22 protein-coding genes are annotated in these 19,339 nt (G+C 58.5%); 15 read left to right on the top strand and 7 right to left on the bottom strand.

Annotation, left to right across the window (positions count from 1 at the left end):
* Window positions 1-47 precede the first annotated feature (47 nt).
* The 14 genes from nuoI to SLH47_RS08050 all read left to right on the top strand — a co-directional run bounded on the left by nuoI (window position 48) and on the right by SLH47_RS08050 (window position 11,646).
* Window positions 48-542, top strand: coding sequence for an NADH-quinone oxidoreductase subunit NuoI (gene nuoI, locus SLH47_RS08115; protein ID WP_320238967.1), 495 nt, complete (start codon window positions 48-50; stop codon window positions 540-542).
* The gene (locus tag SLH47_RS08110; protein WP_320238966.1) at window positions 539-712 is read left to right on the top strand and encodes a hypothetical protein; all 174 of its coding nucleotides are present in this window, start codon (window positions 539-541) and stop codon (window positions 710-712) included. The genes nuoI and SLH47_RS08110 overlap by 4 nt, the downstream gene beginning before the upstream one ends.
* Window positions 709-1,107: a carboxymuconolactone decarboxylase family protein gene (locus tag SLH47_RS08105; protein WP_320238965.1), complete on the top strand. Its 399-nt coding sequence runs from the start codon at window positions 709-711 to the stop codon at window positions 1,105-1,107. Before SLH47_RS08110 ends, SLH47_RS08105 begins: the two co-directional genes overlap by 4 nt.
* Window positions 1,104-1,709, top strand: a complete 606-nt coding sequence (locus tag SLH47_RS08100) for an NADH-quinone oxidoreductase subunit J (RefSeq protein ID WP_320238964.1) — start codon at window positions 1,104-1,106, stop codon at window positions 1,707-1,709. The genes SLH47_RS08105 and SLH47_RS08100 overlap by 4 nt, the downstream gene beginning before the upstream one ends.
* Window positions 1,709-2,275: a hypothetical protein gene (locus SLH47_RS08095; RefSeq protein WP_320238963.1), complete on the top strand. Its 567-nt coding sequence runs from the start codon at window positions 1,709-1,711 to the stop codon at window positions 2,273-2,275. The genes SLH47_RS08100 and SLH47_RS08095 overlap by 1 nt, the downstream gene beginning before the upstream one ends.
* Before the next feature lie 47 nt (window positions 2,276-2,322).
* Complete coding sequence (locus tag SLH47_RS08090) at window positions 2,323-2,754, top strand: hypothetical protein (RefSeq protein WP_320238962.1); 432 nt, start codon at window positions 2,323-2,325, stop codon at window positions 2,752-2,754.
* A gap of 132 nt (window positions 2,755-2,886) precedes the next feature.
* Window positions 2,887-3,039, top strand: coding sequence for a hypothetical protein (locus tag SLH47_RS08085; RefSeq protein WP_320238961.1), 153 nt, complete (start codon window positions 2,887-2,889; stop codon window positions 3,037-3,039).
* Window positions 3,036-3,341 carry an NADH-quinone oxidoreductase subunit NuoK gene (gene nuoK / locus SLH47_RS08080; RefSeq protein ID WP_008235370.1) on the top strand — a complete coding sequence of 102 codons (306 nt, stop codon included), beginning with the start codon at window positions 3,036-3,038 and terminating at the stop codon, window positions 3,339-3,341. The genes SLH47_RS08085 and nuoK overlap by 4 nt, the downstream gene beginning before the upstream one ends.
* Before the next feature lie 4 nt (window positions 3,342-3,345).
* Window positions 3,346-5,463 carry an NADH-quinone oxidoreductase subunit L gene (gene nuoL / locus SLH47_RS08075; protein ID WP_320238960.1) on the top strand — a complete coding sequence of 706 codons (2,118 nt, stop codon included), beginning with the start codon at window positions 3,346-3,348 and terminating at the stop codon, window positions 5,461-5,463.
* The gene (locus tag SLH47_RS08070) at window positions 5,463-7,004 is read left to right on the top strand and encodes an NADH-quinone oxidoreductase subunit M (RefSeq protein ID WP_320238959.1); all 1,542 of its coding nucleotides are present in this window, start codon (window positions 5,463-5,465) and stop codon (window positions 7,002-7,004) included. The genes nuoL and SLH47_RS08070 overlap by 1 nt, the downstream gene beginning before the upstream one ends.
* Window positions 7,005-7,015: 11 nt before the next feature.
* Window positions 7,016-8,452 carry an NADH-quinone oxidoreductase subunit NuoN gene (nuoN, locus tag SLH47_RS08065; protein ID WP_320238958.1) on the top strand — a complete coding sequence of 479 codons (1,437 nt, stop codon included), beginning with the start codon at window positions 7,016-7,018 and terminating at the stop codon, window positions 8,450-8,452.
* Window positions 8,442-9,200: a biotin--[acetyl-CoA-carboxylase] ligase gene (locus tag SLH47_RS08060; RefSeq protein ID WP_320238957.1), complete on the top strand. Its 759-nt coding sequence runs from the start codon at window positions 8,442-8,444 to the stop codon at window positions 9,198-9,200. Before nuoN ends, SLH47_RS08060 begins: the two co-directional genes overlap by 11 nt.
* An 11-nt stretch (window positions 9,201-9,211) precedes the next feature.
* Window positions 9,212-9,985 carry a type III pantothenate kinase gene (locus SLH47_RS08055; protein ID WP_320238956.1) on the top strand — a complete coding sequence of 258 codons (774 nt, stop codon included), beginning with the start codon at window positions 9,212-9,214 and terminating at the stop codon, window positions 9,983-9,985.
* A complete protein-coding gene (locus tag SLH47_RS08050) occupies window positions 9,982-11,646 on the top strand; it encodes a ribonuclease J (RefSeq protein WP_320238955.1) in 1,665 nt (554 codons plus the stop codon). The genes SLH47_RS08055 and SLH47_RS08050 overlap by 4 nt, the downstream gene beginning before the upstream one ends.
* A 53-nt stretch (window positions 11,647-11,699) precedes the next feature.
* Here SLH47_RS08050 and SLH47_RS08045 read toward each other — a convergent pair whose 3' ends face one another.
* The 6 genes from SLH47_RS08045 to SLH47_RS08020 form a co-directional block, all read right to left on the bottom strand.
* Window positions 11,700-12,329 (bottom strand): hypothetical protein, encoded by a 630-nt coding sequence (locus SLH47_RS08045; RefSeq protein ID WP_320238954.1) that lies wholly within the window; start codon window positions 12,327-12,329, stop codon window positions 11,700-11,702.
* A 145-nt stretch (window positions 12,330-12,474) separates the two neighbouring features.
* The gene (locus tag SLH47_RS08040; protein ID WP_320238953.1) at window positions 12,475-13,842 is read right to left on the bottom strand and encodes a DEAD/DEAH box helicase; all 1,368 of its coding nucleotides are present in this window, start codon (window positions 13,840-13,842) and stop codon (window positions 12,475-12,477) included.
* A gap of 143 nt (window positions 13,843-13,985) precedes the next feature.
* Window positions 13,986-14,729: a hypothetical protein gene (locus SLH47_RS08035; RefSeq protein ID WP_320238952.1), complete on the bottom strand. Its 744-nt coding sequence runs from the start codon at window positions 14,727-14,729 to the stop codon at window positions 13,986-13,988.
* A gap of 44 nt (window positions 14,730-14,773) precedes the next feature.
* On the bottom strand, window positions 14,774-15,388 hold the full coding sequence (locus SLH47_RS08030; protein ID WP_320238951.1) for a hypothetical protein: 615 nt from the start codon (window positions 15,386-15,388) through the stop codon (window positions 14,774-14,776).
* Between the two features lie 30 nt (window positions 15,389-15,418).
* Window positions 15,419-15,865 (bottom strand): hypothetical protein, encoded by a 447-nt coding sequence (locus SLH47_RS08025; protein ID WP_320238950.1) that lies wholly within the window; start codon window positions 15,863-15,865, stop codon window positions 15,419-15,421.
* A gap of 90 nt (window positions 15,866-15,955) precedes the next feature.
* Window positions 15,956-17,551 (bottom strand): peptide chain release factor 3, encoded by a 1,596-nt coding sequence (locus tag SLH47_RS08020; RefSeq protein ID WP_320238949.1) that lies wholly within the window; start codon window positions 17,549-17,551, stop codon window positions 15,956-15,958.
* Window positions 17,552-17,656: 105 nt separating this feature from the next.
* Here SLH47_RS08020 and SLH47_RS08015 point away from each other — a divergent pair, with 105 nt between their 5' ends.
* Window positions 17,657-18,277, top strand: coding sequence for a hypothetical protein (locus SLH47_RS08015; protein ID WP_320238948.1), 621 nt, complete (start codon window positions 17,657-17,659; stop codon window positions 18,275-18,277).
* Here SLH47_RS08015 and SLH47_RS08010 read toward each other — a convergent pair.
* The gene (locus tag SLH47_RS08010; protein WP_320238947.1) at window positions 18,274-19,236 is read right to left on the bottom strand and encodes a Hint domain-containing protein; all 963 of its coding nucleotides are present in this window, start codon (window positions 19,234-19,236) and stop codon (window positions 18,274-18,276) included. The two genes, SLH47_RS08015 and SLH47_RS08010, sit on opposite strands and share 4 nt — an antisense overlap.
* Between the last annotated feature and the right edge of the window lie 103 nt (window positions 19,237-19,339).

Genomic DNA, 19,339 nt, shown 5'->3' with positions numbered 1-19,339 from the left:
ACCGATGAATGCCAGCCCGCACTGATGAATGAGGGGAAAGCTGAGCAATGACCCAAATCGACTACAACCGCGCGGCCAAGTATTTCCTCATGCAGGACATCTGGCAGGGGTTCAAATTGGGGATGAAGTACTTCTTTGCCCCCAAAGCCACGGTGAACTACCCGCATGAAAAGGGGCCCCTGTCACCTCGCTTTCGTGGCGAACATGCGTTGCGCCGTTATCCCAACGGTGAAGAACGCTGCATTGCCTGCAAGCTGTGCGAGGCGGTGTGCCCCGCGCAAGCCATTACCATCGACGCCGAGCCGCGCGATGATGGGTCACGCCGGACGACCCGCTACGACATTGACATGACGAAATGCATCTATTGCGGTTTCTGTCAGGAGGCTTGTCCGGTTGATGCCATTGTCGAGGGACCGAATTTCGAGTTCTCGACCGAGACCCGCGAAGAACTCTACTACGACAAAGATAAGCTTCTGGCCAACGGCGATCGTTGGGAGGCTGAAATCGCACGCAACCTCGAACTGGACGCACCTTACCGATGAGCCTTAAGACCATCCGCATTGCCAGCTATCGCGCGTCAGAGGAACGGTTATCCTCTGACAACGAAAGCCTCCGCGATGCGCTGGAGGAGGCCTTGCGCCGGATTGCAGAATTGGAAACCGAGGTTGCCCGGTTGCGCGGTGAATTACCTCCCGTTGAGGATGATGAATGACCGACACCAACCCCTTTGAAGCGATGATGAAGATGGGTCAGGACTGGGCAAAGGCCATAAACCCGGCGCTCGAATCCTTTACGCCCAACGGGTTTGAGGCGCTGTTTCCGACGATGCCAAAGGACGTCATGGAGATGTTCATGGGCAAGGGGATCAGCCCAGACGGTTTGGACGCAAAGACGCGCCTGCTTTTGACGCTGGCCGGACTGACTGTGTTGGGCGCGCAGGCCGAAGCGCAGATCAGGATCACCGTGCGTCATCTGGTCGAGGCCGGGGCGACGAAACAGGAAATTGCTGAAACCATCGCCCAGATGGGCATGTTCGGTGGTGTACCCGCCATGAGCAAGGCCATGGAACTGGCAAACGAAGTATTGGAAAAGGACGAAGCCGAATGACCGTCTTTGCATTCACATTCTATCTTTTTGCCGTTGCTACCATAACTGGTGGGCTGATGACCGTCATCAGCCGCAACCCGGTGCACTCTGTCTTGTGGTTGATCCTTGCGTTCTTGTCGTCGGCCGGGCTCTTCGTCACCTTGGGCGCGGAGTTTGTCGCGATGCTTCTGATCATTGTCTATGTCGGTGCGGTTGCAGTGCTGTTCCTGTTTGTGGTGATGATGCTCGACGTGGACTTTGCTGAACTCAAGGCGGAGATGACCAAATACCTGCCCTTGGCGCTTCTGATCGGCGTCATCATCATCATGCAGTTGGCACTGGCCTTAGGGGTCTGGGGCTTCGCTGATGGGGTCGAGAACCGGATTGCGGCGCCTGCGGGTGATTTGGACAATACCCGTGCGCTTGGGTTGCTCATCTATGACAAATACATCCTCTTGTTCCAGTTGGCCGGGCTCATCCTGCTTGTCGCGATGATCGGGGCGATTGTGCTCACCTTGCGGCACCGCGTTGATATCAAACGCCAGAACGTCCTAGCGCAGATGTATCGCGATCCCGCCAAGGCGATGGAACTGCGCGACGTAAAGCCGGGGCAGGGGCTTTGATGAGACGACTGGTAAGGTTCCTTCTGACGACAGTTGTTGCCTTGTTCATGGCAGTGAACGCGGCTTCCGCTTGTTCACCAGGACAGCCGCCAGATGGCTGGAGAGATCGTTGGATACAAGTCAACGACGATGGCAGCTTTAGCGATGCTGGGCGCTATCATTATAACGATCTGTCAGGTGATCCAATAGCGGACATTGGAGCGGGTCGAACCTTGCAGATTGTTAGGGAGGCCGTGCTTCCTTGTGGTTACTACGAAAGCTTACTGTTTGTTGATTGCCGCACGGCCGAGATTGTTGAGGTTTTGGGGTGGCCCAGTCCCGTGCCTGAAGGCACGGCAGTGTTTGGTGATGACCGACGTGTTGACGAGGTCTTGGCTCCTATGGGTCCAATTGATTTTGCGGCTCTGAATTCAGTGTCAGAGGTCGTTTCTGCCGCACAGTCACATGGCATCGAAGTAAACCTGAAAGCTGCTGAGAGAATTCTCAGTATGCGGTGGCGTAATCGCTACGACCCATTCAACGGCTGCAAGATCTTTTACCCCGATTCTGCGGGAGCTAACCTGTGATCGATCCCTTGCACCATCTTGTAGTGGCAACGGTCGTAGTGCCCTTAATGGCGACACACGCCCATGCACTGACCCTCGCGGATTGCACGCGGACCACGCATATCAGCCATGGTGGTGAGGCGGATCATATGGACCTTGGAGAAGGCCGTGTGATGTGGCGGAACTGGTGGTCTCAGGAAGGCACGGCCACAACCTTTGTTGTCGCTGATTGTGCGAGTGGTGAGGCGCTTTCGGCGCGGGCGGCAGAAGAGAACATGGGCGCGCGCCATGCTTTTGATCGGACCGATGACGTGCTTGCCGTGCTCGACCGGCATCAATCAGGCGCGCGTGTCTTTGCCACTTTCCCGCGGATTGCGGATGATCTGGGCAATATTGCACGCGACGTGGCGATCTCAACGGACGTGCAGGAAAGCTGCGCCTGCGCGGCGCTTTATCCGGAATTGCGCGGCGACAAAACGGAATTTGCGCTGGCCGGTTGAAGGCCCGCGCGGACAAGACTAAAGGGTCCATGAGCGACCCGAAATGGGACGAAGTGATGATCGGATGTGATCAGAGGGGCCGTGATCCGGTACAGGATCAAGCCAAAAGGGCCGAGGAACGGAGCCGGGGATATGCGTAAATTCGTGTTGGCGACAACCGTGCTGGCTCTGGCCGCCGGGCATTTTGCGGGTCGGGATGCTGTTTCGCTCGTTCATGGCCAACCTGTGGGTGGCCCCGGTCATACCGGTGTTGGCCCCGCCTTGCCACAAGGAGCATCCAGATGATCGGACTTGAGCATTATCTGACCGTCGCGGCTGCGCTCTTTGTGATCGGGATTTTCGGTCTCTTCCTGAACCGCAAGAACGTCATCATCCTTTTGATGAGCATCGAATTGATGCTGCTGGCGGTGAATATCAACCTCGTCGCGTTTTCCAGCTATCTGGGCGATCTGGTGGGGCAAGTCTTCACGCTTTTCGTGCTGACGGTTGCGGCCGCAGAGGCCGCGATTGGCCTTGCAATCCTTGTATGTTTTTTCCGCAACCGCGGGACCATCGACGTTGAAGACGTCAACGTGATGAAGGGCTGAACCCATGGAAACCATCATCCTTTTCGCCCCGCTGGTTGGCGCAATCCTCTGCGGGTTTGGTTGGAAGCTGATTGGCGAGACGGCAGCCCAATGGGTCGCGACGAGCCTTCTGTTTCTTGCCGCGTTCCTGTCCTGGATCGTATTTCTGACCTTTGACCCCAGCGCGCACCCCAACGGCGGCTACACCGTCACGATCCTGCGCTGGATCGAAAGTGGGGCGCTCTCCACTGATTGGGCGATCCGGATGGACCGATTGACGGCGATCATGCTGATCGTGATCACGACGGTCTCGGCGCTCGTGCACCTGTATTCCTTCGGCTACATGGCGCATGACGACAATTTCCGCGAAGGCGAGAGCTATCGCCCCCGGTTCTTCGCCTATCTGTCGTTCTTTACCTTCGCGATGCTGATGCTGGTCACGGCAGATAACCTGATCCAGATGTTCTTTGGCTGGGAAGGGGTTGGCGTCGCGTCTTACCTGCTGATCGGGTTTTACTTCCGCAAACCCAGCGCCAATGGCGCCGCGATCAAGGCCTTTGTGGTCAACCGCGTGGGGGATTTCGGCTTTGCGCTGGGGATTTTCGCGCTCTACCTCGTGACGGACTCCGTGCGGTTTGAGGATATCTTTGCCGCGATCCCAGACCTGCAGGATCATACGCTCACCTTCCTGTGGCGTGACTGGAATACGCTGAACCTGATCGCGTTCCTTTTGTTCATCGGGGCGATGGGCAAATCCGCGCAATTGTTCCTGCACACATGGCTGCCCGACGCGATGGAGGGGCCGACGCCTGTGTCGGCGCTGATCCACGCGGCGACCATGGTGACGGCGGGTGTGTTCCTCGTCTGCCGTATGTCGCCGCTGATGGAGTATGCGCCTGCGGCGACGGACTTCATTGTCTTCCTTGGAGCCTCGACCGCGTTTTTTGCCGCGACCGTGGGGCTTGTGCAGAACGACATCAAGCGCGTGATCGCCTATTCGACCTGTTCGCAGTTGGGTTACATGTTCGTGGCCACCGGTTTGGGCGTCTACTCCGTCGCCATGTTTCACCTGCTGACCCACGCTTTCTTTAAGGCGATGCTGTTCCTTGGTGCGGGCTCGGTCATCCATGCGATGCATCATGAGCAGGATATGCGGAACTATGGCGGGCTGCGCCACAAGATCCCCAAGACGTTCTGGATGATGATGATCGGGACACTGGCGATCACCGGGGTGGGTATTCCACTGCTTTATGTGGGCTTCCCGATTGGCTTTGCAGGCTTCGTATCCAAAGACGCCATCATTGAAAGTGCCTATGCGGGCACGGCGGGGGGCTATGCATTCTGGATGCTCGTGGTCGCTGCCGCGATGACAAGTTTCTATAGTTGGCGGCTGATGTTCCTGACCTTCTATGGTGAGCCGCGCGGCGACAAGCACACGCACGAACATGCCCATGAGAGCCCGATGACAATGCTGGCCCCGCTTTATGTGCTGGCCTTCGGCGCGGTGTTCAGCGGGATGGTCTGGTATGGCTCTTTCTTCGGCTCGAACGACAAGGTCGGCAAGTTCTTTGGTGTGCCCTATGCCGAAGCGTCGGAGCATGGTGATGAGAGCCACGGCGATGATCATGGCGACGACCACGCCGAGGAAGGTAGCCATGGCAAGGCGCATTACAATCTCGTCGGCGCACCGGGTGAGGGGGCCATTCACAACAGTCCCGACAACCATGTGCTGAACGACGCCCATGAGGTTTCATGGCTGGTAAAAGTAGCACCATTCATCGCGATGCTGTTGGGACTTGGGCTGGCTTATCAGATGTATATTCGCCGCCCGGATTGGCCTGCGAAGCTGGCCGAACAGCAGGCGCCGCTTTATCAGTTCCTGCTCAACAAGTGGTACTTTGATGAGATCTTCGATTTCATCTTTGTCAAACCGGCCATTGCCTTGGGTCGCATCCTGTGGAAGCAGGGCGATACCAACACAATCGACGGCGGCATCAACGGTGTGGCGATGGGTGTGATCCCGTTCTTCACGCGCCTCGCGGGTCGGGCGCAATCCGGCTACATCTTTAGCTATGCCTTCGCAATGGTGCTGGGGATCGCCATATTGCTGACCTGGGTGACACTCGCCGGGGGGGCAAACTGATGGGCAATATCCTTTCGCTCACGACGTTCCTTCCGCTTTTGGGTGCGCTGATCCTCGCCCTTTTTCTGCGAGGTGAGGACGAGGCGGCGCAGGGCAACGCCAAATGGGTTGCGTTGATCACGACGGTCGTGACGTTTATCGCGTCACTGATTATTCTGGCGAATTTCGACCCTGCCGATACCGGCTTCCAGCTTGTGGAAGAGCGGGCCTGGCTGTTGGGCCTGCAATACAAGATGGGCGTGGACGGGATCAGCATTCTGTTTGTGATGCTCACCACCTTCCTGATGCCGTTGGTGATTGCGGCTTGTTGGGATGTGAAGGAGCGGGTCAAGGAATACATGATCGCGTTCCTTGTGCTTGAGACGCTGATGCTGGGCGTCTTCATGGCGCTTGATCTGGTGCTCTTTTATCTCTTCTTTGAAGCGGGCCTGATCCCGATGTTCCTGATCATCGGCATCTGGGGCGGCAAGAACCGCATTTATGCGAGCTTCAAGTTCTTCCTTTATACTTTCCTTGGTTCTGTCCTGATGCTGGTTGCGATGGTGGCGATGTTCAGCGATGCGGGCACGACGGACATTCCGACGCTGATGACACACACCTTCGGGACGGAGACGTTCAGCGTTCTTGGTATCCAGATCATAGGTGGCATGCAGACGCTACTGTGGCTGGCTTTCTTTGCCAGCTTTGCCGTCAAGATGCCGATGTGGCCTGTCCATACTTGGTTGCCCGATGCGCACGTTCAGGCGCCCACGGCAGGCTCTGTCGTGCTGGCGGCCATCCTGTTGAAGATGGGCGGCTATGGCTTCTTGCGGTTTTCTCTGCCGATGTTCCCTGTCGGGTCAGAGGTGATGGGGCCGCTGGTCTTGACCCTGTCAGCCATCGCGATTGTCTACACCTCGCTTGTGGCCTTGGTCCAAGAGGATATGAAAAAGCTGATCGCCTATTCGTCGGTCGCACATATGGGATACGTGACAATGGGCATATTTGCCGTGAACCAGCAGGGCGTTGACGGTGCGATTTTCCAGATGATCAGCCACGGCTTTATCTCAGGCGCGCTCTTCCTCTGCGTTGGTGTCATCTACGATCGGATGCATACGCGTGAAATCGACGCCTATGGTGGTCTGGTGAACCGGATGCCAGCCTATGCGCTGATCTTTATGTTCTTCACGATGGCCAATGTGGGTCTGCCGGGCACATCCGGGTTTGTTGGGGAATTCCTGACACTGATGGGCATCTTCCAGGTGAACACATGGATTGCGGTCTTTGCCACATCCGGCGTAATCTTGTCGGCAGCTTACGCGCTGTGGCTCTATCGCCGCGTGGTCATGGGCGATCTGATCAAGGAGAGCCTGAAGACCATTCAGGATATGACAACGCGCGAACGGGCGATCTTTGCACCGCTTGTGGGCATGACGCTGCTCTTGGGTGTGTATCCGGCGCTGGTGCTGGACATCATCGGCCCAAGCGTGGCCGCGCTCGTTGGCAATTACGAAACAGCGTTGGCGACCTATGAGGCCGCCACGCAATTCGCTTCGAATTAAGGAATGCGGTAATGATTGGCGCTGATATCCAAATCCTGATGCCCGAGATTGTGCTAGCGCTTTATGCGATGGCCGCACTCATGGCTGCCGTCTACACGACGAAGGATGATGCCGCACCGCTGCTGACATGGGGCACGTCGGGGCTGTTCATTCTGCTGGCCGTGTGGATTGGCATCAACGGGCAAGGCACGAATGTGGCCTTTGGCGGCATGTTCGTCGATGACGCCTTTGCGCGGTTCGCCAAAATCACGATCCTTGTTTCCGCTGCCGCCGTCCTTTTGATGTCGGAAAGCTACATGCAGCGGCGCGGGCTCTTGCGCTTTGAGTATCCGCTTTTGGTGGCATTGGCCGTGGTTGGCATGATGGTCATGGTCAGCGCTGGGGATTTGATGGCGCTCTATATGGGCCTCGAATTGCAATCTCTGGCGCTCTATGTGGTCGCCTCTTTGCGGCGTGACAGCGTGAAATCGACTGAGGCTGGCTTGAAGTATTTCGTGCTGGGCGCCCTGTCTTCGGGTCTGCTTCTTTACGGTGCCTCGCTCACCTATGGCTTTACCGGCACGACACTCTTCAGCGGGATTATCGAGGCAACCGCAGACGACCCATCGCTGGGCCTCCTCTTCGGCCTTGTGTTCCTGACCGCAGGCTTTGCCTTCAAGGTCTCTGCCGCCCCATTCCACATGTGGACGCCCGACGTCTACGAAGGCTCGCCCACACCCGTGACCGCTTTCTTCGCAACAGCCCCAAAAGTGGCCGCGATGGCGCTGTTTGCCCGCGTGGTGCATGACGCCTTCGGCGGCATTGTCGGCGACTGGCAGCAGATTGTGGCCTTCCTGTCGGTCGTATCCATGTTCCTTGGCGCAATCGCTGCCATTGGTCAGACCGACATCAAGCGCCTGATGGCCTATTCCTCGATCGCGCATATGGGCTTTGCCCTGATGGGTTTGGCTGCGGGAACGGCGTTCGGCGTGCAGGCCATGCTGATCTACATGGCGATTTACGTGACGATGAATATCGGCACATTCGCCTTCATCCTGTCGATGGAGCGCGATGGGCGGCCTGTCACCTCAATTGACAGTTTGCGGATGTATTCCAACCAGCAACCTTTGCGGGCGCTGGCGATGCTGATCCTATTGTTCAGCCTTGCGGGCGTGCCGCCCATGGTGGGTTTCTTCGGCAAGCTCTATGTGCTGCGCGCGGCGGTTGAGGGCGGTTTGGCTTGGCTGGCGGTTCTGGGCGTGATCGCATCGGTGATTGGTGCCTTCTATTACCTGCGGATCGTCTACTACATGTATTTCGGGGAAGCGGGTGAGACGCTGGATGGCAAGATGAACCCCGTGCTCTGGACCTTCCTGATGGGGTCAGCGCTGATCATGGTGCTGGGGGTCGTGAACCTCTTCGGGATTGAGCCTATGGCCGCAGCGGCGGCAGCCACACTTGTCAACTAAGGACAATGCGCATAGCCACTGGCCCGAAGGCTACGGGCGGGTGGTGCTTGATACTGTCGACAGCACGATGGCCGAGGCCGCGCGGCGGGTTGATGATATCACCAAGCCGACCTGGATCATGGCCCGCCATCAGACCGCCGCACGTGGCAGACGGGCGCGGCCTTGGATCGCACCACCGGGCAATCTGAACGCCACCTTGATCTTCAACCCCGGCTGTACGGCCGCAGAGGCGGCGCGCCGGTCATTTCTGGCGGCAAATGCGCTCTATCAGGCGCTGGCCATCTATGTGCCCGCCGAGAAACTCAGCCTGAAATGGCCCAACGACGTTCTGTTATCGGGCGGCAAGGTCGCAGGCATCCTCTTGGAAAGCAGCGGGCAGGGGCCTTTCATTGACTGGCTGGCCATCGGGATCGGCGTCAATCTGCAGCACGCGCCGGAGGTTGCCGATGCCAGTTTCGCGCCGACCAGCCTCATGCAAGCGGGTGGTTGGGAGGTGGAGGCAGAGGATTTCCTCGCCACGCTGGCCGACGCGTATGCCACGCAAGAGGACAAGTTGCGCCATTTCGGCTTCAAACGTATCCGCGATGACTGGCTCGCCAATGCGGCGCGTCTGGGGGAGGTTATCACGGCACGGACGGGGCGCGAGGATGTGACCGGTATCTTCGACAGTATCGATGAAGACGGCAGTCTCGTCCTGATCACCGGCACCGGGCCAAGGGCGATCCCGGCTGCGGATGTGTTTTTCTAGGGAGAGTCCCCATGCTTTTGGCCATTGATTGCGGCAACACGAATACCGTGTTTTCGATCTGGGACGGCGAGCAATTCATCGCCACATGGCGCCAAAGCACCGAATGGCAGCGCACGGCGGATCAGTATTATGTCTGGCTTTCGACGCTGATGCGCTTCCAGAACATGGAGGTGCATATCGATGAGATCATCATCAGCTCCACTGTGCCGCGCGTAGTCTTCAACCTGCGCGTCTTTGCCGACCGTTACTACAATTGCCGCCCGCTTGTGGTGGGAAAGCCGGACTGCCTGCTGCCTGCGGATCCACGCGTTGACGAGGGGACCCAAGTGGGGCCGGACAGGCTTGTGAATGCGGCGGGAGCCTATGACCGCCATGGAGGCGATCTGATTGTCGTGGATTTCGGCACCGCCACCACCTTTGATGTTGTGGCCCATGACGGGGCTTATGTGGGTGGCGTGATTGCGCCCGGCGTGAACCTGTCACTCGAAGCTTTGCACAACGCCGCCGCCGCCCTGCCGCATGTGGACATCTCAAAGCCGCAGAAGGTGATCGGGACGAATACGGTCGAATGCATGCAATCCGGTGTTTTCTGGGGTTACATCGGCCTCGTCCGTGAGATATGCGCGCGCATCAAGGCGGAGCGGGGTGCGGAGATGCAGGTGATCTCCACCGGGGGCCTCGCGCCTCTGTTTCAGCAATCTGCGACGCTTTTCGATGCGTTTGAAGACGATCTGACGATGCACGGCCTGACCGTCATCCACCAATACAACAAGGACAATAAATGAGCGACCGCCTGATCTATCTGCCTCTGGGGGGCGCCGGCGAGATCGGCATGAACGCCTATGTCTATGGCTACGGGCTCCAGGACAAGGAGCGGCTGATCGTGGTCGACCTAGGCGTTACGTTTCCGGATATGGACGGCACGCCGGGGGTTGATCTGATCCTGCCCGACATCACCTGGCTGGAAGAGCGGAAGGCGCAGATCGACGGCATCTTCATCACCCACGCGCATGAGGATCACGTGGGGGCGATCGGACACTACTGGGAACGGCTCGGCGCGCCGGTCTATGCGCGGCGCTTCACCGCCAATATCGCGCGGCGCAAGCTCGATGAACACGGTCACCCTGAAAGCGTGGTCAAGGTTGTCGAGCCCTATCCGCACATGATCCCCTGCGGGCCGTTCAAGGTGTCCTATCTGCCGATCAGCCACTCGATCCCCGAAAGCGCGGGGCTGTTGATCGACACACCGGACGGACGCGTCCTGCATTCGGGTGACTTCAAGATCGATGAAACACCCGTGGTCGGCGACCCATGGGATCAGACGCTCTGGGAAGAGGTCTCGAAAGATGGCGTCAAGGCGCTGGTCTGCGACAGCACCAACGTCTTCTCCGACGCTCCTGGGCGGTCAGAGGCGTCGATTGGCCCTGCCATCACCGAGCTTATGTCCGAAGCCAAGGGCATGGTTGTGGCGACCACATTCGCCTCAAACATCGCGCGGCTGAAAACGCTTGCACTCGCGGCAAAAGAGGCGGGGCGGTCGGTCTGCCTGCTGGGTCGGGCGATGCGACGAATGGTCGAGGCCGCGACAGAAGAAGGCATCCTGCACGGCTTCCCCAGCACGGTCACGCCCGAAGACGCGCTGAACATCCCGTGCGAGAACCTGATGCTGCTGGTCACCGGCTCCCAAGGCGAACGGCGGGCCGCTTCTGCACAACTGGCGCAGGGCTCCTATCTGGGGCTGAAGCTGAAAGAGGGGGACACCTTCCTCTTCTCCTCGAAAACCATCCCAGGCAATGAACGCGGCGTGATCCGTATCATGAACCAACTCTCCGAACTCGGCGTCGATGTGGTCGATGATGCGGGGGGCAAATACCATGTCTCCGGCCACGCCAACCGTCCCGATCTGGAGCGGCTGCACCAGATCGTCAAACCGCAAATCCTGATCCCCATGCACGGCGAACACCGGCACCTGCGCGAACATGTGAAGCTGGGCAATGCGGGCGGGCTGACGGGCATTCTGGCGGTCAACGGGATGATGATCGACCTCTCCGGCAACCAGCCCAAGGTCACGGGCTATGTGGATACGGGCCGGACCTATCTGGACGGGTCGGTGCAGGTCGGCGCGCTCGACGGGATCGTGCGTAACCGCATCCGCATGGCGCTGAACGGGCATATGATCATCACACTGATCATCGATGAAAACGATGAACCGCTGGGCGAGCCATGGGTTGAGGTGAACGGGCTGCCTGAGGTCGGATCATCCAATGCGCCTCTGGTCGAAGTGGTTGAGGAAGACCTGAGCCAATTCCTCAACCGCGCCGAAGATCGAACATTGGCCGATGACGACAAGTTAGAGAAAGAGTTGCGGACCATTGCCCGGCGGACAGCGCAAAGCGAGATCGGCAAGAAGCCGGAAGTGACGGTGATTGTGTCGCGACTTGGTTGATATCGGTTGAAGCCAAATTTCTCATGCGACGCGTCAATCGAATGTCCGATTTCCTATACTTCACTGCTCGAAATCAAAGTGCGCGCGATGGCAGAGTTCTTTAGCTGAGTGTAGAATGCGGTAAGACTTTCTATGAACTCATTTTTGTTGAGCATAAGAAGTGCTTGTTCGAATTCGTCATCCAGTTTCAAAGTGCGGTTCATCCACGCCCTAACGCAAAGATACATTTCGGGGCGGTGCCCTCCATGGGGAAGCTGCTCAAGATAGAAGCTTGAAATGTCTTCCGGATCGGCGAGCTCAAGAACCTTCTCAATTACCCTGTGTCTAATATGGGTGCTCAGCCTGGCAAGCTTCTCGGCACTTACGAATTCGGGAGCGAACACCAAGTCTGGTTCCGAGAAGTTGACGAACGACCACATTCGGGATCGCGTCGGCTGCTGAAATGCGCGGTGTGATGTATTGAGGCCTGCGGCGTATAGTTTTTGTACTGGTTCCCAATGGACTTGAGGGCATGTATCGATTTGCACCGTTCCGTCTGGAAAATCTCGATGCTGCAAGACTACAGCTCCTGAGACCTCATCCGACACTTCCCACACCGCCAGTCCTCGCCGCCTCCGAGACATTCCATGCCTCATCATGACCTCGGTACCGCGCTCCAATACTTCTTTAGTAAATGGTTTCAAAAAAAGTTCCTTAAGCGCGATGTACCGACCACCATTTTCTCGGCATCAAACTAGTTCCGTAAAGCAGGCATTTGTACGAACACTGCGAACAGTGGTTACATCGGGCATAGCAGCCATCGTCTGGTAGTAGTCTCCTAAAGTCGAACTAGACTTTCGCCCGCTCTGCAAAGCTCATTGCGATGAAGGCGGGTGGCTCGTCGCCCATGCCGACGACTTCGGGTTCATTGCGCCCACGTCCACGTCCGCCGCGTGATCGTTCTGGCTTGGGCTTGTCTTCGCGCTTTGGCTTTTCGTCCTGTGCGGGTGCCTCGGCCTTTGCGACGTCCTTCTTCCGGCGCTCGCGCTTCGGTTTTTCTTCCGGTGCGGGCATCGGATTGTCGAGGCGGGGGATCTCCTGCTTCACCAGCCGTTCCACGTCTTCAAGGTTCTTCTCGTCGCGGGGGATGCAGATCATGATCGCGGTGCCGGTGCGGCCCGCGCGGCCGGTGCGGCCGATGCGGTGCACGTAATCCTCGGCATGGCTGGGTACGTCGAAGTTGAAGACGTGGCTGACCATGGGTATGTCGAGGCCGCGGGCGGCAACGTCGGAGGCGACGAGGAAACGGAGTTCATCATCGCGGAACTTGTCCAGCGTGCGGGTGCGGTGCGATTGGTCCAGATCGCCATGGATCGGGGCGGCGTTGTAGCCGTATTTGTTGAGTGATTTCGCGACGATATCGACATCCGACTTGCGGTTGCAAAAGATGATTGCGTTGGTGCAGGCGTCGCCTTCGGCATCGATCAGCGCGCGCAGCAGGGCGCGTTTCTCGGAGGGTTCCTTGCGCTTGTCGGACCCTTTGAAGATTACCACGCCCTGTTTGATATTGTCATTCGTGGTCGCCGCGCGCGCCACTTCGATCTTGGCCGGGGCGGAGAGGAAGGTGTTGGTGATCCGCTCAATCTCGGGCGCCATGGTGGCGCTGAAAAACAGCGTCTGGCGGGTGAAGGGGGTGCGTTTGAAGATTTCCTCGATATCCGGGATGAAGCCCATATCGAGCATCCGGTCGGCCTCATCCACCACCATGACCTTCACATCCGTCAGGATCAGCTTGCCACGTTCGAGGTGGTCGAGCAGGCGACCGGGCGTGGCGATCAGCACATCAACGCCCTTGTCGATGATCTTGTCCTGATCCTTGAAACTCGTCCCGCCGATCAGCAAAGCCTTGGAAAGCTTGGTATATTTGGCGTATGTGTCGAAGTTCTCGGCGACCTGCGCGGCCAGTTCCCGTGTGGGCGCCAACACCAGCGAGCGCGGCATGCGCGCCCGTGCGCGACCACGTCCAAGCAGGGTAATCATCGGCAGGGTGAAACTGGCGGTCTTGCCGGTGCCGGTCTGTGCGATCCCCAGCACGTCTTTGCCTTCAAGGGCAGGGGGAATGGCGCCCGCCTGAATGGGGGTTGGGGTCTCATAGCCGGTATCAGCGACGGCTTTGAGAACCTTGGGGTCAAGGTTCAAATCAGTGAACTTGGTCATCTACGTCCTATATCTGCGGGTCGGTCCGCAAAGGTGAATGGACGCGTGTTCCCTGCGCCCTGGCATCATCTGCCCGTTTAACGGGTGGGCAGGCGATAGCCCAATTGCTGCAATGCGTCAAGTTGGGCGGGGTTTTCCACGGTTTAGTGTGTTTTTGCCGCCGTTTCGCGCATCAGGGCAAAGCGGCGAAAGACGGTGCCGTCATCTTCGTTCAAGAGGCTCAGGAGATGCCGGGCGAGCCGCCCGCAGCCCGGCGCATGTTTCGCTTCGCGCCAGAGGGGGGCAAGGAGGTGTGCCTCAAGATCGCCGTTCAGTACGGAGAAATCCTTCATCCCCATTGGTAATGGGGACTTGTTACGATCCCTGATCTTGAAGGGCTTTCGGGCGGGCAGGCCGGAGAAGCAGCGTTCGGCCTCGTAGATTTTCATCAATGAAAAGAAGATGTTCATAGATTGCGCAAGCATCCTGTCACCTTCAGTTTCGCCGAACTTGGCAAAGGTGATAACGGCAGAGATCAGCCAGCGGGTTGGCAGATTGGCCAGCAGCCAATCCTCTTCCTCGGCCCAGAGGCGCAGGAAGAGCGTGGGTGCTTCATCGGGGTAGGTGTGTTTGCGCAAATGCGAGATCAGGAGGCCATGCAAAAGCGCGAGTTCCGAATGGCCTGCGAGTTCGTCCAGCAGCATATGGCGTTTCTTCGCCACGCGGCTGAGGCCTTCGGGCCGGGGCAGTTCTTGCGCGGGCAGGGGCATTGCGGCCAGTGCCTTGAAATCGACATCCAAGGGCGGCAGCTCTTGCCCCGGATCATGGGTCAGCAAGGCGCGTCGTTTCTGGTATTGCGGCAGCAATCCGGCAATGCCGTCGTTAAAGGTCAGTTTGGGTTCGGTCACATCACACCTGATTTTGCCCGACTATGGCCCGGTGCTGCGCGTGCTTACAAGTGTGATGTCGAGTGCAGGATCGGGGCAAAGCCCGCGCGCAGGACCTCCACCATCGGGCGAGGGGTGAGAACGATTGCAGTTCCCGAAGGGCGCGGAATGGGCGCACCGTAACCCTCTGGCGCGAAGGGCAGAAGGTGGTTGCCCTGCACCATGTACGCTGCGTCGCTAAGCAGCACGAAGACTCCATCGGGCAGCGTATCAAGATCCGCCTCATGCCGGATCTGCTGGCGGGTTCGGGTCACGCGCGCGCGGTGCAGGGCGGTATCCATCGCCATGCGGTTGGCCCCGTCCGCGACACCTGCGGCCCAGGTATCACGGAACGCATGATAGGCGTCACGTCTGCAGTAATGGCAGGGGCGGTGGCCGGCGGTGAGGGCAACAGCCTCGTCAAGAAAGAACAGGGCCGACCAGCCACGCTCTGGCATGGGGCCATGATAGACACCGCGCGGATGATCGAGCGTGCAGACAAGCCAATGCTTATGCGACCAGCGCGAGGTGCCTAAAGTGCCGTCAGGTTGATGGATGATCCCACGATTGCCCGTGAATAGGCCGCGCGCCGGGTTTGCTACAATCTCGCCAGTCGGCAGAACGCGGTTTTGCAGGGGCATCCAGCACTCCTTTTCCCGCGCCGACTGGTCTTAGCCGTCGATCACCACGGCATCGCGCATGATTGTCGATTGCCAGGTCTGAGGGTCGTCGATCGTCTCAAGCGATCCGCGCAGGGACAGGCGCATGCCTTCCATGACAAAGGGCATCGGCTCCGTCAGGCTCACCTGAAGTGCGGCGCCATGATCGGGGTCACCGCAGAAGGGGCAGAAGCCCATATCCGAGACCAGCATGAATTCCCGCACATTGCTGGTATCGCCCAAAGGTACCGCAAAGCCGGTGATGTCGAATTGCTCCACGCCATCCTTGATCTCGGACGGGAAGACCTTGCGGACCTCATAGGAGTTTTCGGTGATGATCTCTTCGATTTCGATGCCTTGGATGGCGTCCCATGCCGGGCTGTCGATCCGCTCGGCCAAGGCCGGGGATGCGGCGGCCAGCGCGGTTGCAGAAACGCTCATCGTCAGGGATCGTGCCATCGATTGCCTCATCTTTTTTTGTCCTTGGACTGACATATCAAATCCGCACATCCTGTCCAGTGTGGCAAGAATCCGTGGGCGGAAATGATCTTATACCATCATTTCCTTCGTGGCGCTTAATGTGACGTCGGGGTAATCGCGGCCGACGCGGTCAATGTCCCATTGCAGGCGGGTGAGGAAGACCGCGTCGCCATCATTGTCTTCGGCGATATGCTGTTTGTTGGCGGCGGCGAACTTTTCGACTGCGTCCTTGTTGCCATGCACCCAGCGGGCGGAGGTAAACTGCGAGGGTTCGAACCGGACAGGCAGGCCGTATTCCATCTCGATCCGGCTGGCGAGCACTTCGAATTGCAGCGCGCCCACGACACCCACAATGAAGCCGGAGCCGAAAGTGGGTTTGAAGACTTTGGCCGCACCTTCCTCGGCAAATTGCATCAGCGCCTTTTCCAGATGCTTGGCCTTCATGGGGTCGCCTGCGCGGCAGGTCTGCAGGAGCTCCGGCGCGAAGGAGGGGATACCGGTGACCCGGATTGCTTCGCCTTCTGTCAAAGTATCACCAATGCGCAGCTGCCCGTGGTTGGGGATGCCGATAATATCCCCGGCCCAGGCCTCTTCCGCCAATTCGCGGTCAGCGGCGAGGAACAGGACGGGGTTCGTAATCGCCATCTGTTTCTTCGACCGAACATGGGTCAGCTTCATGCCGCGTTCGAAATGGCCTGACGCCAGACGCAGAAACGCCACGCGGTCGCGGTGTTTAGGGTCCATATTCGCCTGCACCTTGAAAACGAAGCCAGCGACCTTCTTTTCCTCCGGTGCAATCTCGCGCGGCTGGGCGGTTTGCACCTGCGGTTCCGGTCCATAGGTGCCGATCCCGTCCATCAGCTCTTTCACGCCGAATGAGTTGATGGCTGAGCCGAACCAGATCGGCGTCATCGACCCGTTCAACACCGCCTCATGATCAAGCGTGGGTAACAGCTCCTTAGCCATCTCGATCTCTTCAAGGAACTTCTCAAGCAGATGTTCAGGCACGTGCTCCGCGAGTTTCGGGTCGTCGAGGCCTTCGATTGCGATGCTCTTGGCCACCTTGTTGCGGTCGGCCCGGTCCATCAGTTCCAGCCGGTCGCGCAGGATATCATAGGTGCCGATGAACTCACGCCCCACGCCGATTGGCCAGGCGGCGGGGGTGACATCAATGGCGAGGTTTTCCTGAATTTCGTCAATGATCTCAAACGTATCGCGGCTTTCGCGGTCCATCTTGTTGCAGAAGGTCAGGATCGGCAGATCGCGCAGGCGGCAGACCTCGAAGAGTTTCTGTGTCTGGCTTTCGACACCCTTTGCGCCATCAATCACCATCACGGCGGCATCAACTGCTGTCAGCGTGCGATAGGTATCTTCCGAGAAATCAGAGTGACCGGGCGTGTCGACCAGATTGAAGCGGAACTTCTCGAAATCAAACGACATCGCGGATGCTGAAACCGAAATCCCACGGTCCTTCTCCATCTGCATGAAATCCGACCGGGTGCGCCGCGCCTCACCCTTGGCACGCACCTGTCCGGCCATCTGAATGGCACCGCCATAAAGCAGGAATTTCTCGGTCAACGTCGTCTTGCCCGCATCCGGGTGCGAGATGATCGCGAAGGTGCGGCGACGGGCGATTTCAGGCGGAAGGTCGGGGCGGTTTGTCATGCGCGGTCATGTATGTCGTCAGGCCGTAAAGGGCAATTCCCGATCTTGCTTAACCGATACTTTGGGAATGTCCGCTACACCCGGTGCAGGAAAAGGGGGCGCAAGATGCGCGGGTGGATCTGGATTTTGATGATGGCTGTTGCCGCTTGCGGTGGCGGCGGTGGTGATGGCGGCACCGGTGGTGGGATTGATCCCCGCCTCACGCGGCTTGATATCTATGAGGCGCAGAAACTTCGGGTGCTGGGTGATCCGGGGGCAGGGGTCATGGGGATGGCACCGACGCCTGAACTGGCGATACCGGATAGCGGTTCGGCGCTCTTTACCGGCTCGGCCACAATCCGGGTAGAGACCGATGTGGCCCCTTTGGTTCTTTTTGGTGATGCAGAGGTGACCATCGGTTTTGCCGACGGCCAGACCGACGGTACGCTTGATCGCTTCTTTGGCACGAACGCCAGCGGGCCGGTTGTTGACTACGATGGTGCGATCACAATCGATGGTGGAGAGTTAACCGACGGCCTGTCGCTCGACTACAGCGGCGCCCTGACCGGTGCAGGCGAAAACCTGATCTTTGACGGCACGATGGAGGGGCAGTTTCTTGGCGACCCAATTGGCGCATTGAGTGCCGCAGATCTCGAAGCCGATGTGATCGTCAGCGGCACGCCAACTGACGCCACGCTGGTTGTGATCGCCGAGACGGATGGTGTGGAGGCTCCCACGACCCCCTAGCTAGCAGAGGCCTTGCGCAGGAGGCGTGCCGCGTCCGCCGTCGGCAATAGATGGTCTTTGACCTCGTATGCGCGGCTGAGGTCGTGTCGATGGTTCAGCATTCCGGCTTCCGCAGGCAGGGCCGCGCGGGTTTGGGGATCAACTAGATGCGACTCTGCCGCAATTCCCTCAGCATAGATGATGAAGTGCTCATCAAAGATCAGTTGGAAGTAATCAACGAATCCGCCACGACGCCGGACGACCGTCTCTCCATTCACCAAATGCCGCGCTTTGAGCAGCACTTCTGATCGGCCCACGCCAATCTCGTCGGCGCGCTGATAGACGAACAAACGATGATCCGGGCGCAGGACCAGGTCGTTTTCATTATTGAGAGCGCCCTTGCTAATTACGACCGGTGCAAAGCTACCCGTCGCGCGCAATGTGGCTTGCCCGATCCACCGGATCGGCCTTTTGCCCGCATCACGGGTCAGTACGAGGTCGCCATTTCGCAGGGTCTCAATCGTCCGTTGGGCGCCGTCAGCCATGGTGATGTGTGTGCCCCGCGCGAAAGAGCCGCTCGCAGCTTCGGCAAAGCGTCGGGTCGCCGCATGTCGCGCGATGCCGACTAAACGATATTCGAGGTTTGGGATCAACTCTCCCAACGGCAGAAGATATATCGCGGCCACCGTTCCTGCAGCGACCTCGACGAGGATAAGTACATCGTGGGTGCCACCATCCTTGCCCATCAGTGTCAGGCAGCAATCCAGATGCACATCGTGGTGCGGCGGGTCCGCCCGCTGCAGCCCGTCCGCGCCAGAGTTCAGTGCAAGAGGATGAAGAACGGCGCGATCACTGAGCTGATAGACGTCGTCCATCACCAGTTCATCCGCAAATGACATCGGTTCGCCCACCGTCACGCCCGCCGTTGCAACAAACGCGGCTGCGTCAAAAACATCGATTGTCAGTTGATGCATGCTCATCGTCATCGGCCTATCAAGCGATGGATGCGATTGAAAGTCTCGTGTGGTGATTGCCGCTGGGTCATCCGGGTGCTACCTCCGGCAAGGTAGAATGAAAGGAAGG

It is taken from the genome of Cognatiyoonia sp. IB215182 (assembly GCF_033963905.1).
Classification (GTDB): domain Bacteria; phylum Pseudomonadota; class Alphaproteobacteria; order Rhodobacterales; family Rhodobacteraceae; genus Yoonia.
Note: the sequence above shows the minus strand (reverse complement) of the source record. Positions and strands in the feature narration are given on the sequence as shown.

Coding starts and splice junctions, on each gene's coding strand:
- SLH47_RS08100 (WP_320238964.1), top strand. CDS start 1,104: ATGACCGTCTTTGCATTCACATTCTATCTTTTTGCCGTTGCTACCATA.
- SLH47_RS08105 (WP_320238965.1), top strand. CDS start 709: ATGACCGACACCAACCCCTTTGAAGCGATGATGAAGATGGGTCAGGAC.
- SLH47_RS08010 (WP_320238947.1), bottom strand. CDS start 19,236: ATGAGCATGCATCAACTGACAATCGATGTTTTTGACGCAGCCGCGTTT.
- SLH47_RS08040 (WP_320238953.1), bottom strand. CDS start 13,842: ATGACCAAGTTCACTGATTTGAACCTTGACCCCAAGGTTCTCAAAGCC.
- SLH47_RS08095 (WP_320238963.1), top strand. CDS start 1,709: ATGAGACGACTGGTAAGGTTCCTTCTGACGACAGTTGTTGCCTTGTTC.
- nuoN (WP_320238958.1), top strand. CDS start 7,016: ATGATTGGCGCTGATATCCAAATCCTGATGCCCGAGATTGTGCTAGCG.
- SLH47_RS08025 (WP_320238950.1), bottom strand. CDS start 15,865: ATGGCACGATCCCTGACGATGAGCGTTTCTGCAACCGCGCTGGCCGCC.
- SLH47_RS08110 (WP_320238966.1), top strand. CDS start 539: ATGAGCCTTAAGACCATCCGCATTGCCAGCTATCGCGCGTCAGAGGAA.
- SLH47_RS08050 (WP_320238955.1), top strand. CDS start 9,982: ATGAGCGACCGCCTGATCTATCTGCCTCTGGGGGGCGCCGGCGAGATC.
- SLH47_RS08015 (WP_320238948.1), top strand. CDS start 17,657: ATGCGCGGGTGGATCTGGATTTTGATGATGGCTGTTGCCGCTTGCGGT.
- nuoL (WP_320238960.1), top strand. CDS start 3,346: ATGGAAACCATCATCCTTTTCGCCCCGCTGGTTGGCGCAATCCTCTGC.
- SLH47_RS08090 (WP_320238962.1), top strand. CDS start 2,323: ATGGCGACACACGCCCATGCACTGACCCTCGCGGATTGCACGCGGACC.
- SLH47_RS08070 (WP_320238959.1), top strand. CDS start 5,463: ATGGGCAATATCCTTTCGCTCACGACGTTCCTTCCGCTTTTGGGTGCG.
- SLH47_RS08055 (WP_320238956.1), top strand. CDS start 9,212: ATGCTTTTGGCCATTGATTGCGGCAACACGAATACCGTGTTTTCGATC.
- SLH47_RS08020 (WP_320238949.1), bottom strand. CDS start 17,551: ATGACAAACCGCCCCGACCTTCCGCCTGAAATCGCCCGTCGCCGCACC.
- nuoK (WP_008235370.1), top strand. CDS start 3,036: ATGATCGGACTTGAGCATTATCTGACCGTCGCGGCTGCGCTCTTTGTG.
- SLH47_RS08085 (WP_320238961.1), top strand. CDS start 2,887: ATGCGTAAATTCGTGTTGGCGACAACCGTGCTGGCTCTGGCCGCCGGG.
- SLH47_RS08030 (WP_320238951.1), bottom strand. CDS start 15,388: ATGCCCCTGCAAAACCGCGTTCTGCCGACTGGCGAGATTGTAGCAAAC.
- nuoI (WP_320238967.1), top strand. CDS start 48: ATGACCCAAATCGACTACAACCGCGCGGCCAAGTATTTCCTCATGCAG.